The following is a 13,183-nucleotide window of genomic DNA, read 5'->3' on the forward strand; positions in this document are numbered from 1 at the left end:
GGACTGGGGCGCGGCGCTACCGGGCAGCGGGATGGCGGCCGACTGCGGAGCCGGAGCGGCCGCACGCGGGGCGGCGGTGCCCGGCAGAGGAATGGCGGCGGACTGGGGCGCGGCGCTGCCCGGAAGTGGGATGGCGGTGGACTGGTGGGGCGCGGCGCTACCGGGCAGCGGAATCGCGGCGGACTGGGGCGCGGCACTGCCCGGGAGCGGGATGGCGGCGGATTGCGGCGCGGCGGCACCCGGCAGCGGGATGGCGGCGGACTGGGGTGCGGCGGTGCCCGGCAGCGGAATGGCGGCGGGCTGCGGCGCCGCGGCCTCGGGAGCTTCGCCGCTCGCGCCATCGGCCTTGATGGGGAACGTGGTCTGGCACCGGGCGCACTTCAGCTTCGCGCCGCCGGGCGGGATCCGCCTGTCATCGATGTTGTAATTCGTCTGGCACGACGGGCAGGAGACTTTCATTGTTTTCCTTCGACGAGACCGGCTGGCGCGCGCACGCGCAGCAATGACGGGGGCGTGCGATGGTCCGCGCGGCGCGTGCAGGCTAGCAGAGCCGTTTCAAGCCCGGAAAGAACGCGTCCCCAGCGCGCACTGTTGTCACCCGGCCGGGCAGGAGGGCGGGCGCCCGCCAACACCAACAGTGTGCATCCCTTTTCCAGGTCCCCTCCCGGGGTGGTAGACCCGGCGGCGCATGGATCCCATCGTCATCCTCGGAGCGGGCCTGGCGGGCCTGTCCACCGCGCACTTCCTCAAGCGCCCCTGGCGCCTCATCGAGAAGTCCGACCGGGTCGGCGGCCTCATCAAGACCGAGGTCATCGACGGGTGTTACTTCGACCCCACCGGTCACTGGCTCCACCTGCGCGACCCGGAAATCCAGGAGTTGGTCAACACGCTCTGGCTCCCGGACCAGCTGGTGCGCATCCAGCGCCGCGCCGCCATCTTCTCGCGCGACACCTTCACCCGCTTCCCCTACCAGGTGAACACCCACGGGCTGCCGCCGGAGGTCGTGGCGGAGAACCTGGTCGGCTACGTGGAGGCCATCTACGGGGAGAAGGGCCGCGCCCTGCGCGAGCGCGACCCCGTGAACTTCGAGGAGTTCATCCTCCGCTACATGGGCGAGGGCTTCGCGAAGAACTTCATGCTGCCCTACAACCAGAAGCTCTGGACCGTGCACCCGCGCGAGATGTCCGCCGCGTGGGTCGGCCGGTTCGTGCCGCGCCCCTCCCTCAAGGAGGTCGTGGACGGGGCGCTCGGCGCGGGCAGTGATCAGCTGGGCTACAACGCGTCGTTCCTCTACCCGCGCGAGGGCGGCATCGAGAGCCTGGCGCGCGCGATGAAGCAGCACCTGACGGGCGGCGAGCTGAGCGTGCGCACCGAGCCCGTCTCCATCGATTGGAAGACGAAGCAGGTCGCGCTGTCGGACGGGCGCACCGTGCCGTATTCGGGGCTGGTGTCCTCCATCGCGCTGCCCACGCTGGTGGAGCTCATCGGGAAGGGCGCCTCCGGCGTGCCGGACGAGGTGCGGGCCGCGACGAAGCGCCTGCGCGCCTTCATCGTCACGTACGTGTGCGTGGGCGCCCGGGGCGCGAACCGCCAGCCGTGGCATTGGATCTACCTGCCGGAGCCGGAGTTCCACTCGTACCGCATCGGGGCGCCGTCGGCGGTGTTCGCGCCCCTGGCCCCGCCGGACACGGCCAGCTTTTCCGTGGAGTTCAGCCATCACGGAGAGCTGTCCGTGGCGGACGCGGAGAAGTACGCGGTGGAGGACCTGGTGCGCTCGCGGATGATCCACTCGGCGGACGACATCCTCTTCGCGAAGGGGCGGGAGATTCCCAACGCGTACGTCCTCTACGACGACGCCTACGGCCCCGCGATGGCGGAGGTGAAGCGCTTCCTGGAGCACGCCGGCATCCTCATGGCGGGGCGCTATGGAAAGTGGGAGTACGCCTCCATGGAGGACGCCATCCTGGACGGGCGGGCTTGCGCCCGGACGCTGAACGGCTGACGCAGGGAGTCGTCTCCTGTCGACGGTGGTCCGGGGGCGTGCTACGCCCCAGGGCCTTCCCTTCGCATTTCCGGACCCATGGCCCTGCACCTCTCCGTCGTCATCCCCGTCTACAACGAGGAATCCATCATCGCCCAGGCAGCCGAAGAGCTGCGTCAGGGGCTGGATGCTCGCGGGCTCGACTACGAAATCATCTTCGCGGAGAACGGCTCGCGCGACGCGACGCCCCGGCTCCTGGAAGAAATCTGCGCGAAGAACCCGCGCCTGCGCTGGTTCCACTCGGAGACGCCGAACTACGGCGTGGCGCTCAAGGCCGGCATCCTCAAGGCCCAGGGCACCTACGTGGTCTGCGATGAAATCGACCTCTGCGACCTGACCTTCTACGACGCGGCGCTGCCCCGGCTGGAGCGCGGCGAGGCGGACATGGTCGTGGGCTCCAAGGCGGCCAAGGGCGCGAGCGACCAGCGCCCCTTCGTCCGCCGCGCGGCCACGCGGGTGCACAACAAGCTGCTGCGCGTGGCGCTGGGCTTCCAGGGCACGGACACGCACGGCCTGAAGGCGTTCCGCCGGGAAGCGCTGCTGCCCGTCATCCAGAAATGCGTGGTGGACATGGACGTGTTCGCCAGCGAGTTCGTCATCCGCGCGTGGCGCGAGGGACTGAACGTCATGGAGATCCCCATCCAGCTCCATGAGAAGCGCCAGCCGTCCATCCACTTGTTCAAGCGCGTGCCCAACGTGCTCAAGAACGTGGGCAAGCTTTTCTACGTCATCCGCGTCCGCGGGACCTGAGCGGAGGGTCGCCCCATGACGGCAGCGCGCCTGGCGTCCATCTCCGTCGACCTGGATTCGCTGCCGCACTACTGCCGGATCCACGGGCTGCCCGAGTCGCTGCTCGATGAGCGCGCGCGGACTCTGATCCACCGCGTGGCGGTGCAGCGCTTCCTGGAGCTGTTCGCGGCGGTGGGCGTGCCCGGGACGTTCTTCGTCATCGGCGAGGACCTGGAGTCGGACCCCGGCGCGGCGGACGGCATGCGGCGCTCCCACGCGGCGGGTGTGGAGATTGCGAGCCACAGCCACGCCCATGACTACGCGCTCACCCGGCGTGGGCCGGATGCCATTTCAGAGGACCTGTCGCGCGCGGACGCGGCCATCCTGAAGGCCGTGGGCGTGCGTCCTTCCGGGTTTCGTGCCCCGGGCTACACGCTGAACGCGGACCTGTACGCGGCCACCGTGGCGCAGGGCTACCAGTACGGTTCATCCGCGTTTCCGGCGGCCCCGTACTACGCGGCGAAGGCGGCGGTGATGGGGGCGCTCGCGGCGCTGGGGCGGCCGTCGCGCTCCGTGCTGGACACCCCTCGCGTGCTGCTGGCTCCGCGCGTGCCGTACCGGCCTGACCCCGCGCAGCCCTACCGGCGCGGTTCGGGGGCCGTGCTGGAGCTGCCCATGACGGTGACGCCGGTGGTGCGCTTCCCGTTCATCGGCACGTTCGCGACGACCCTGCCTCGCGGCACGATGCGCGCCGCGTACCGCACGTGCCGGGCGGATGCCTTCTTCAACTTCGAGCTCCACGGTGTCGACGTGCTGGACGCCACGGACGGCATCCCGCCGGAGCTCGCGCGCCAGCAGCGCGACCTGCGCGTGAGCGCCACGAAGAAGATGGAGCGGCTGCGCAGCATCTTCCAGTGGCTCAAGGACGACTTCGATGTCGTCACCCTGCGCGACGCGGCGGGACAGCTGTCCGCCACGCTCTGATCAGCGCGCGGCCTTCAGGGCCTTCCAGTCCGCTTCGGCCTGATCCGCGTAGGCCTGCGCGAAGGCGACCAGCCGCTTCGTGGCCTCCTTCGTGTCTCCGCCCACCCAGTCCTCCAGGCACTTCGCCTGGGCCTGCGTGTTGCCGTGGGCGCGGGCCAGCACGACGCCCGCCTGCTCGAAGGTGGAGCGCAGGGATTTCTTCTTCCCGAGCACGGCGTCGTCCAGCTTGTTCTTCTCCGGCTCCACCTCGCGCAAGAGGAACGCCCGGCCGCCCATGTTCACCGCGCCCGTGAGCGGATTCATGGTTCCGCCCAGCTCCTCTTGCGCCTTCACGACGTCCGCGCCGTTCGCGGGCACCGGGGGCGACGCCACGCCGGACGCGAGCAGCTCCTTCAACTCCAGCAGCACGGGGGGCGCCTTCGGATCCGCCGCGCCCACGAGCACGTAGTCGCGCTCCAGGCCGTAGCTGCTGCCCCCCGCGTCCAGCCGCTCCGCCAGGTCCAGCACCTTCAGGGGGACCGCCACGCCCTCCGTGCCGTCCAGGGTCTTCTCGTAGGACGCCAGCGCGGTCCGCACCGCCGCCTTCTTCTCCGCGTCCAGCGGCTTGAGCGTGTCCGACGTGAGGAAGCGCGGGCCCTTCGCGCCGTCGAGCTTCACGTACTTGGACAGCAGGTCCTTGGCGGACGTGTCGCGCGCCTTGTTGACGAGGTCCTTCACCGGCCCGGAGGACTCCTTCTTGTCCAGGAATGCCCCCGGGTTCGCGTCGCCGTCCGCCAACAGCTCCAGCGTCTCGAAGTAGTTCTTCGCGAGCGCCTCCACCGCCTTGATCTGCTCGCTCGCGGACAGGCCCGATTCGCGCGCGGTGAGGACCGCGCTGGTGGCCAGGCGCGTGAGGTCCGCTTCCGGCGACGCGGTGCCCGTCTGGTCGAAGTCGTTGAGCCCCCACACCGCCTTGCCGTCCGGCCCCCGGAACGTGCCCAGGTTGCCCACGTGCGCGTCGCCCACCACCCGGATGTCCGGCGCGGGCCGGTCCGTCAGCCGGGCCTCCTGCGCGTACGGGCCCCGCAGGTCCGCGTGGAACAGGGCGGGCATGGCGCGGAACATGGCGGAGGGGCTTGCGCGCATCTGCGCCAGCTTCTCCTTCAGGCGCGCGGGTGGCAGGTCCAGCCGCGCGTTGAAGTCGCGCACGAAGGACACGGCCTGTGAGGGCTGCCGCTCCAGTCCGGACGCCTGGGCCCGCTTGGGCGCCAGCGTGTTCACCGCCACGGTGTTGCCCGTCCGTGACGTGGTGGCCTGGGGCTGGAAGTCGCTGACGTCGGGGGCCAGCCTTCCGGCGGTGGCGCCAGAGGAGGCGAGCGTCAGCACCGTCGCGGCGACGGTGGAGCCCGAGGCGGACGTCCGGGAGGGCTTGGAGGGGATGCGCATGGGGGACCTTCCGGCGGATTATCGTCAGAAGGGCATCGCGGGTTGTGGGCCCACTCCCGGCGTGCGGGCGGGGGTGCTAAGGAGCGAGCCCATGCTGGAGCGTTTCAGCGACAAGGTGAAGAAGGGTCTGCGCGGCTGGACCGAGCGCATGGCCGGCGAGCAGCAGTCCGACCAACTCCAGGCCCTGGCCCGGACGGAGAACGAGTACGGGGTGGATCCGTTCGGGTTCAACCTGGACTACAGCCTGGCCGCCATCGCCCCGTTCATGTGGCTCTACCGCCACTACTTCCGGGTGGAGGCCTACGGCGCGGACCGCATCCCCGCGGGGAGGGTGCTGCTGGTGTCCAACCACTCCGGCCAGCTGCCCCTGGACGGCGCGATGATTGGCATTGCCCTGATGGTGGAGGGCAACCCGCCGCGCGCCATCCGCAGCATGGTGGAGAAGTGGGTGCCGTCCCTGCCGTACGTCTCCACGTTCATGGCGCGCGTGGGCCAGATTGTCGGCACGCCGGAGAACTGCCGGCGGCTGCTGGAGGCGGAGGAGGCCATCCTCGTGTTCCCGGAGGGCACGCGCGGACTCAACAAGCTGTGGCCCCAGCGCTACCAGCTCCAGGAGTTCGGCCTGGGCTTCATGCGCCTGGCGCTGGAGACGAACACGCCCATCGTCCCCATCGCCGTGGTGGGCGCGGAGGAGCAGGCGCCCGCGCTGATGAACCTGAAGCCGGTGGCGAAGCTGCTGGGCTTCCCGTCCTTCCCCATCACCCCCACGGGCACGCCCTTCCCGCTGCCCACGAAGTACCGCATCTACTTCGGCGACGCGCTCCACTTCACCGGCCGCGCGGACGACGAGGACAGTGAACTGGACAAGAAGGTGCGCACCGTGAAGGCCTCCATCCAGGCGATGCTCCACCAGGGTCTCAAGGAACGCCGGGGCGTGTTCTGGTGAGCGCCTCCACGGAAGAGAAGGACGCCGTCGCGGACAAGCGCCCGGCCGTCGTCGTCACCGGCATCAGCGGCAACCTGGGCCGCACGCTGGCGAAGATGCTGCACAAGCGCGAGCGCATCATCGGCATCGACCGGCGTCCCTTCATCGGGAAGCCGAAGGACGTCGAGATGCACCAGCTGGATTTGCGCAAGAAGAAGGCGGAGGACGTCTTCCGCAAGAACGAGGTCCGCGCCGTCATCCACATGGGCATCATGCATGACCCGCGCATGAGCGAGGAGGAGCACCACTCGTTCAACGTCGTGGGGACCACGCGCCTGTTGGAGTACTGCGCGAAGTACGGCGTGAAGAAGGTGGTGGTGCTGTCCTCGGCCAACGTCTACGGCCCCAGCCCGGACAACTCCAACTTCCTCACGGAGGACGCGCCGCTGATGGCCGCGAGCCGCTTCTCCGGCGTGCGCGACCTCATCGAAGTGGACATGCTGGCGCACAGCTTCTTCTGGAAGCACCCCGACATCGAGACGGTCATCCTGCGGCCCGTCCACATCGTCGGGCCCACCATCAAGAACGCGCCGTCCAACTACCTGCGGCTGCGCCACCCGTGGACCATGGCGGGCTTCGACCCCATGGTGCAGCTCATCCACGTGGAGGACGTCGCCCGCGCCATGGTGGAGGCCCTGCGCCCGGAGCCCAAGGGCGTCTACAACGTCGTGGGCCCCGGCCAGGTGCCCCTGTCCGCCGTGCTGCGCGAGCTGGGCCACACCGCGATCCCCGTGCCACACCCCGTGGCCCGGCCCCTGTTGGGCCTGATGTTCCGCTACCGGCTGGCCAACTTCCCGCCGCCGGAGCTGGACCACATCCAGTTCCTCTGCGCCGTGGACGGCAACCGCTGGGTCCAGGACGTGGGCTGGAAGTCCCGGCACTCCATGCGCGACACCATCCGCTCCGTCATCGGCGAGTAGCGGCTTTTCGTGGGACCCCGCGACAGTTCCCTGACAGCCATGTCAGGGGGGACGTGGCGGGATGGCAGGGAGGGCCTGACAACCCTGTCAGGCAGGGGACGGTGACGACGGGGAGTGAGTGCCGCCAAGTACCTGATTTCCCGTGGGAACCGGAGGTGGGGCAGGGGGGCGGAGCGGTTGGCACTCGCATTGCTCTAGAGACCAGGCAACACGGCGGGGTCGCAGCGGGCCGGAAGTACCGCGCGACATCGTCACCCTGGTAGGGGGTTCCATTGGGGAACTCTCGACGCCCATCGTCTCGGCCGGCCCCGAGACGGTGGGCGACTTTTTTGCGGGCTACGGGGACGGCTTCTCCCGTGGCTCCAGCTCGCCCGCGAAGGGTCCCGACAGCTGCTTCTCCAGCAGCCAGGCGCCGTCCCGGAAGACGAACTCCGAGGTGACGGTGTCGGTCTGCTCCGTGACGGAGGGCAGGCGCATCCACTGGATGCGGCTGTGGACGGTGGCGTGGCGGCCGTCCTCGGCGAGCTTCACGTCCTCGATTTCGAAGTCGGTGACGGTGAGGTCGCGGTCGTCGTGGAGCTCGCGGCGCTTGCGGTCGAAGTCCTGGCGCTCCTCGGGGACGAGGAAGGTGGTCAGGGTGCGGTAGTTCCTCCAGCGCAGGTTCTTGTGGAAGCCCTCGACGACGGGGCGGAGCGCTTCCATGTCCGACTTGGGAGGGGTGTGGGCACAGGCCCCACCGAGGAACAGGGCGACCAGCAGGGCAGACAGGCGTTTCATGGCCGCGACGCTACCAGCCGCTGGGCGGAACGGACGAGGGCAGTGGTATGGTCCGCGCTCCCCCGCTAAGCGCACCGGAGTCGCGACTCAACATGGCCAAGTCGATGGTGGAGCGTTACGAGCAGCTCCTCCGGCAGGACCCGACCTCTTCCGTCTTCGTGGAGCTGGCGAAGGCGCTGCTGGAGAAGGGAGACGCGCAGCGCACCATCGAGGTGTGTACGCAGGGCATCTCCAACCACCCCACGTCCGTCGTGGGGCGGGTGCTGTGGGGCAAGGCGCTCATCCAGCTGGGGCGGCCCGCGGAGGCGATGGAGCAGTTCGACCAGGCCATCGCCATCGAGCGGGACAACCCGTACGCCTACAACCTCATTGGCGACGTGCTCCTGCAGCGGGGGCTGTACCGCTCCGCGCTGCCGATTCTGCGCAAAGCCGTGGCGCTGCAGCCCAACAACGGGCGCGTGAAGCAGTGGTTGGATCAGGCCCAGCAGGCGCTGTCCGGTGGACCGGCGCCCATCTTCGCGGACCTGGGCGTCCTGGCGACCCCCGCGGCCGCGCCGGAGGAGGACGCTCCGGAGCCGCCGGGTTCGGAAGCGGCCCCGTCCGCGTTCGAGGCGCGTGCCGCCGCGGCGGCCGGATTGGAGCCGCGCCGCGCCGCCCGGACGGAGACGCCGGCGGGTGGAACGGATGCGCAGGCGGCCTCCAGGGTCGCCTCCATCGAGGCGCATGGTGGGCCCTCGGCTCCCGCCGGGACGCCGGTGGCGGAGGACGCTCGGGGCCCTGGCCCCGTGGAGTCGGATGATCAGGGCGCCTCGCGGCGGGATGCGGCGCGTGGCGGTCCGGTGGATCCGGGGCAGGAGCCCGGTTCGGGGCGCGGGCGTGCGGCCAGCGGTCCGGTGGATCCGGGACAGGAGCCGGGCTCGGGCCGAGGACGTGCGGCGTCGGGTGCGGATCCGACGAGCGAAGGCGCTTCGGCCTCGGGCCAGGAGTCCGGCTCGAGTGACTCCGCGGATCCGGCACGTGGCGACGCCGCGCCGTCGGATCCGAGCGTGGAGGCTCCTTCCGCTCCCGTGCAGGCGGCGGATCCAGGGGCCTCCAGCCGTGGGCGCAAGTCCGGGATGCTGGCGGATCTCCCGGACGCTCCTCCGGCGGATGAACCCTCCGCGTCGCAGGGCGGGGGATTGCTCGGGGACCTTCCTCCTCCGGAGGCGGTGCGGGCTCGCGCGGCCGCGCCGGTGACGCCGGCTCCGGTCGCTTCGGCTTCGGGCGGCAAGCGCTCGCTGCTGGACGACATCCCGGATGCGACGGAGCTGGCGGCGGCCGCGGCCCGCAACAAGGCGGCGGCGAACGCGAAGGACACGGAGGCACTCGCGGCGAAGTACGAGCGCGAGATGCACGAGAAGATCGCCAAGGAGCGGGCGAAGCAGTCCCTCCTCGAGCGCTATGGCGCGAAGACCGTGGCGCTCTTCGTGGCCCTCATCTTCCTGGGCGCGAGCGCGGGCTTCTTCATCCTCTACCGCTCCCGTCAGGGTGGCCAGACGCTGTCGGAGACGCTGGAGCTCGCGAAGCGCGCCGTCGCGCAGGACACGGGCGCGTCGCTGGATGAAGCGCTCCGCCAGCTCGACCGCGCGCGCGACATGGACGAAGCGAGCCCCGCCGCCTGGGCGCTCGCGGGCTACGCGCACGCGCTGCGCTACCTGGACCACGGCGCCAACGCGGAGGACCGCCGGCTCGCGCTGGAGGCGCTGGAGAAGCCGGGCGTGAAGGACGGCTTCAATGGCCTGGTGCTGGCCACCAACGCGCTCGTCGCCGACGACCGGGCCCGTGAGTCCGCGAACCGCGCGCTGCTCGCCTCGCAGGACGACGTGACGGAGGTGCACGCGCTCGCGGGCAGCCTGCTCATCGCCGCCAAGGACGAGAAGAAGGCCCTGGACCGCTTCGACCGCGCGCTCAAGGCGTCGCCGGGCAACGTCCGCGCGCTGGTGGCGCTGGGGGACTACTACCTCGCCTCCGAGGACTTCGCGCAGGCGCTGGAGATGTTCAAGCGCGCGCGCGACGTCTCCAAGGAGCACCCCGCCGCCCGCATCGGGATGGCGGAGAGCCGGCTCGCGCTGGAGCAGGACCTGGACGCGGCGTTGGCGGACGTGGCGCCGCTCGCGCAGGACGCGAAGCTGCCCCCCGCGCTCCAGCCCCGTCAGCAACTGGTGCATGGCGAAATCCTGTCCGCGCTGGGTAAGTACGACGAGGCGCGCACCATGCTCTCCAAGGGCGTGCAGGGGCCGCTGGCCATGGACTTCCAGCTGGCGCTCGGGGCCGCGGGCCGCGCGGCGGGCAAGCTGGAGGCCGCGCAGCAGGCCTATGAAGCCGCGCTGAAGCTGCAGCCCAAGAGCGAGGCCGCGAAGGAGGGCCTGGGGCGCACGCTGCTGGACCGCGACCGCGAGAAGGAGGCCCTGCAGCGGCTGGAGGCCGACGGCGGCCGCAAGGTGTCGCTGGTGCGGGGCGCGGCGTACGCGCGGCTCGGGGACTGGAAGCGCGCCCGTGTGGAGCTGGGCAAGACGCGCGTGAACGACCGCTATCCGCCGGAGGCCGTCGCGTGGCTCGCGCTGGCGGACGCGCACGAGGGCAACGGCGCCCAGGCGCGCGACGTGCTGGAGAAGGCGCTGGCGAAGAAGCCCCGCACGGACCTGCGCGTGGCGCTGGGGCAGGTGTACTGGCGCGAGCGCGCGCTCGACAAGGCGCAGACCCAGTTCGACGAGGCGATGAAGGACCCGCGCGACTACGAGGGCGCGTGCTCGCTGGGGCGGCTGCTCCTGTCTCGCCGGCTGCCGGACATGGCGCTCAAGCCGCTGACGCAGGCGGTGGAGCGCAACGGCGCGCATGGCGAGGCCCGCGACGCCCTGGGCCGCACGCTGCTGGCGCTGGGCCGCACGCCGGAGGCGCTGAAGCAGTTCGAGGCGTGGCAGCTGGACAACCCGGGCAGCGCGGCCGCGCAGAAGGGCTTCGCGCTGGCGCTGTACCAGTCCGGCCGCCGCAAGGAGGCGGAAGGGGCTTCCGGCCGGGCGGTGAAGCTGGCGCCGGAAGACGCGGAGGGGCAGCGGCTGCGCGCGGCGCTCCTGTTCGCCAACGGCGACGCGAAGGGCGGCTTCTCCGCGCTGGAGCGCGCCAACAAGCTGGACTCCAAGGACCCGGACACCTTCTGCGAAATCGCCCAGGCGTTCCTGCGCCAGGGGCAGGTGGAGAGCGCGGACGCGGCCTTCGCGGCGGCGCGGCGGGAAGGGCCGGACGCGACGTGCGGCCGCGTGGGCGAGCTGTACGCGCAGCTGCCGGGCGGTGGCCGTGGCGCGGCGCGCACGCTGCAGGACCTGGCCGACAAGGCGCCCACCGTCTGGGACAAGGCCTTCGCCCAGGTGACGCTGGCGCGGGTGCTGCTGGGCGCCGGGGCCGTGAAGGAGGCCCGCGCGGCGGCGGACGAGGCCGTGAAGCTGGCCCCCTACAACGGGCGCGCGTACCTGGCCCTGGGCCTGGTGGCCTTCAAGCAGCGTCAGGAGGCCCCCGCGCGCGAGGCGCTGGCCAAGGCCGTGGAGCTGGAGCCCACGGATGGCCTGGCGCACCTGGCGCTGGCGGACGTGCTGGTGCGCGAGACGGCGGAGCTGCCCCGGGCGGTGGAGGCCTACGAGTCCTTCCTGAAGCTCGCGGGGGGCGCGTCGGAGGCGAACCGGGTGAAGAAGGCCCTTCCGCTCCTCAAGCGCCGGGCGTCGCGCTAGCGTGGTCGACGTGAGCGACCCGCGGCCCCCGTCCTCCCCCCTGCTGAAGGTCATGTGGGGCAATGCCTTCCTGCTGTCGGTGCTCTACCTGCTGACGGGCATCGTCGTGGAGTCCGTCCGGAGGCGGTACCACAAGCCCTTCTTCGAGCGCCTCTCCATGGCGCTCGACTCGCTGCCGGCGCGGGCGCTGGAGCTGGTGCGCGCCATGGAGCCGCTGCGCGAGGCGTACTTCAGCGGCCGAATCACCGACCTGGGCGTGCGCGTCGTCTTCGGCCTCGTCACCGTGGCGGTCATCTTCCTGCTCGCCGTGGTGGTGGGCGCCATCATGGCCGTGCTGCGGTGGGCGCTGATGCGCGCCACCCGCGGTGGGCCTGGCGCTCCCAGGGGCTGAAACCTCCGCTCACGCCCGGCGGACGCGCCGCAGGCGGAGCAGCCACGGCAAGAGGCAGAGGCCCACGCCCAGTCCGCTCACCGCCAGGGCCATGCCCTGTCCCGGAGGGATGAAGCGCCAGATCACCTGGTGCCGCCCCTCCGGAAGCGCCACGCCAAGGAAGGCGTGGTTGGTGGGAAGCACCTCCGCGGGCGCACCGTCCACGGTGGCGGTCCAGCCCGAGAAATAGGCCTCCGAGGCGACCAGCACCGCGGGCTGTTTCGCATCCACCTCCACCGTGGAGCCGTCCGGGTCGCGCTCCACGACGCGGACGCTGCCCAGCTCCGCGTCCGGCGCGGGCTGGGGCAGGGGCGTGAGGCACTCCACGGCCGCCTGGCGTCCGGGAACGAAGTCGCTGGAGGCGATGAGGGCCAGGCTCTCCTCCGGGCCCGCCACGCAACGCGGCGCCGCGAGGTAGACGCGAGGCAGCGCGAGCGGGTTCGCGAGCAGCTGCACGCCGAAGGGCTCGCTCTCCGCCACGACGTACTTCTCCATCCCCCGCTTCTGGACCTGGAGCGTGTCCAGGGTGAAGAAGCCCACTCCCGCGAGCCCCGCGTAGCGCCGCCACCACTGGCGCTGGTCCTTGAGCAGCGCCCCAACGCGCGCGGAGAGCGTGGGCAGGTACCAGTTCGCGGCCTCCACTCCCCAACGCGCTCCCACGTCGGGAACGAGCATCGTCAGGTTCGCCGCCGCGTCCCTGTCGTCCAGGGACAGTCCCTCCAGACTCGGCTGCTGGATGGTCGCGACCGCGGTGTACACACGCGTCTGGCCGAGCAGCGTTTCGCCCCCCACGCGCTGCCGCATCGTTTCGACGAAGAGGGGCTGCGCCTCAATGAGGTCGCGGTCGCAGGACACGTACACGGGCTCGGTGACCCAGGCGACGTCCACCGCGACGAGGGTGACGAGCACCAGGGCCAGGGGCCGTGGCTGGAGCTTCCTCCAGACGAGGAGCAGCCCCAGCGCCAGACAGACGCTTCCGGTCCGGAGGCCGCCCTCCGTGAGCCGCTCACCCACCTGTCGCGCCACTTCCGGCCAGAGCTCCGGGCGGCCCGAATAGAAGCCACTCAGGGCCTCGGCCAGGCGGGCGCCCGTGCCTGTCAGCGCGAGGAGCAGGACCCCCAGGCCCAGCCC

The 13,183-nt window shown here is 71.2% G+C and carries 11 protein-coding genes; 7 read left to right on the plus strand and 4 right to left on the minus strand.

Going from position 1 to position 13,183, the window contains the following annotated elements; translation table 11 throughout:
* On the minus strand, positions 1-459 hold a 459-nt coding region (locus tag D7Y15_RS38125), incomplete at its 3' end, for a zinc-ribbon domain-containing protein (protein ID WP_199746033.1).
* 229 nt (positions 460-688) lie between these two features.
* Here D7Y15_RS38125 and D7Y15_RS38130 point away from each other — a divergent pair.
* The 3 genes from D7Y15_RS38130 to D7Y15_RS38140 all read left to right on the plus strand — a co-directional run bounded on the left by D7Y15_RS38130 (position 689) and on the right by D7Y15_RS38140 (position 3,754).
* Entirely contained in the window at positions 689-2,002 is a 1,314-nt protein-coding gene (locus D7Y15_RS38130; protein ID WP_120580353.1) for an NAD(P)/FAD-dependent oxidoreductase, read from the plus strand.
* 78 nt (positions 2,003-2,080) lie between these two features.
* On the plus strand, positions 2,081-2,791 hold the full coding sequence (locus D7Y15_RS38135; RefSeq protein WP_121755644.1) for a glycosyltransferase family 2 protein: 711 nt from the start codon (positions 2,081-2,083) through the stop codon (positions 2,789-2,791).
* 15 nt (positions 2,792-2,806) lie between these two features.
* Positions 2,807-3,754 carry a polysaccharide deacetylase family protein gene (locus tag D7Y15_RS38140; protein WP_121755645.1) on the plus strand — a complete coding sequence of 316 codons (948 nt, stop codon included), beginning with the start codon at positions 2,807-2,809 and terminating at the stop codon, positions 3,752-3,754.
* On the opposite strand, the gene D7Y15_RS38145 is transcribed toward D7Y15_RS38140, so the two are convergent.
* Entirely contained in the window at positions 3,755-5,179 is a 1,425-nt protein-coding gene (locus D7Y15_RS38145) for a DUF2252 family protein (protein ID WP_121755646.1), read from the minus strand.
* 91 nt (positions 5,180-5,270) lie between these two features.
* On the opposite strand from D7Y15_RS38145, the gene D7Y15_RS38150 reads away from it, so the two are divergent.
* Both D7Y15_RS38150 and D7Y15_RS38155 read left to right on the plus strand, forming a co-directional pair.
* On the plus strand, positions 5,271-6,125 hold the full coding sequence (locus D7Y15_RS38150; RefSeq protein ID WP_120592868.1) for a lysophospholipid acyltransferase family protein: 855 nt from the start codon (positions 5,271-5,273) through the stop codon (positions 6,123-6,125).
* Entirely contained in the window at positions 6,122-7,084 is a 963-nt protein-coding gene (locus tag D7Y15_RS38155) for an SDR family oxidoreductase (RefSeq protein WP_120580357.1), read from the plus strand. Before D7Y15_RS38150 ends, D7Y15_RS38155 begins: the two co-directional genes overlap by 4 nt.
* Positions 7,085-7,420: 336 nt before the next feature.
* On the opposite strand, the gene D7Y15_RS38160 is transcribed toward D7Y15_RS38155, so the two are convergent.
* Positions 7,421-7,861, minus strand: coding sequence for a hypothetical protein (locus D7Y15_RS38160; protein ID WP_120580358.1), 441 nt, complete (start codon positions 7,859-7,861; stop codon positions 7,421-7,423).
* Positions 7,862-7,953: 92 nt separating this feature from the next.
* Here D7Y15_RS38160 and D7Y15_RS38165 point away from each other — a divergent pair, with 92 nt between their 5' ends.
* On the plus strand, positions 7,954-11,622 hold the full coding sequence (locus D7Y15_RS38165) for a tetratricopeptide repeat protein (protein WP_120580359.1): 3,669 nt from the start codon (positions 7,954-7,956) through the stop codon (positions 11,620-11,622).
* A 10-nt stretch (positions 11,623-11,632) separates the two neighbouring features.
* Positions 11,633-12,013: a hypothetical protein gene (locus D7Y15_RS38170; protein ID WP_233597394.1), complete on the plus strand. Its 381-nt coding sequence runs from the start codon at positions 11,633-11,635 to the stop codon at positions 12,011-12,013.
* A 9-nt stretch (positions 12,014-12,022) separates the two neighbouring features.
* Here the strand turns inward: D7Y15_RS38170 and D7Y15_RS38175 are convergent.
* On the minus strand, positions 12,023-13,183 hold a 1,161-nt coding region (locus D7Y15_RS38175; RefSeq protein ID WP_148712971.1), incomplete at its 5' end, for a YfhO family protein.

This window comes from Corallococcus sp. AB030, assembly GCF_003668965.1.
Lineage (GTDB): Bacteria > Myxococcota > Myxococcia > Myxococcales > Myxococcaceae > Corallococcus > Corallococcus exiguus.

Excerpts from the sequence above, each read along its gene's own strand:
- D7Y15_RS38130 (WP_120580353.1), top strand. The coding sequence starts at position 689 with ATGGATCCCATCGTCATCCTCGGAGCGGGCCTGGCGGGCCTGTCCACC.
- D7Y15_RS38135 (WP_121755644.1), top strand. The coding sequence starts at position 2,081 with ATGGCCCTGCACCTCTCCGTCGTCATCCCCGTCTACAACGAGGAATCC.
- D7Y15_RS38140 (WP_121755645.1), top strand. The coding sequence starts at position 2,807 with ATGACGGCAGCGCGCCTGGCGTCCATCTCCGTCGACCTGGATTCGCTG.
- D7Y15_RS38145 (WP_121755646.1), bottom strand. The coding sequence starts at position 5,179 with ATGCGCATCCCCTCCAAGCCCTCCCGGACGTCCGCCTCGGGCTCCACC.
- D7Y15_RS38150 (WP_120592868.1), top strand. The coding sequence starts at position 5,271 with ATGCTGGAGCGTTTCAGCGACAAGGTGAAGAAGGGTCTGCGCGGCTGG.
- D7Y15_RS38160 (WP_120580358.1), bottom strand. The coding sequence starts at position 7,861 with ATGAAACGCCTGTCTGCCCTGCTGGTCGCCCTGTTCCTCGGTGGGGCC.
- D7Y15_RS38165 (WP_120580359.1), top strand. The coding sequence starts at position 7,954 with ATGGCCAAGTCGATGGTGGAGCGTTACGAGCAGCTCCTCCGGCAGGAC.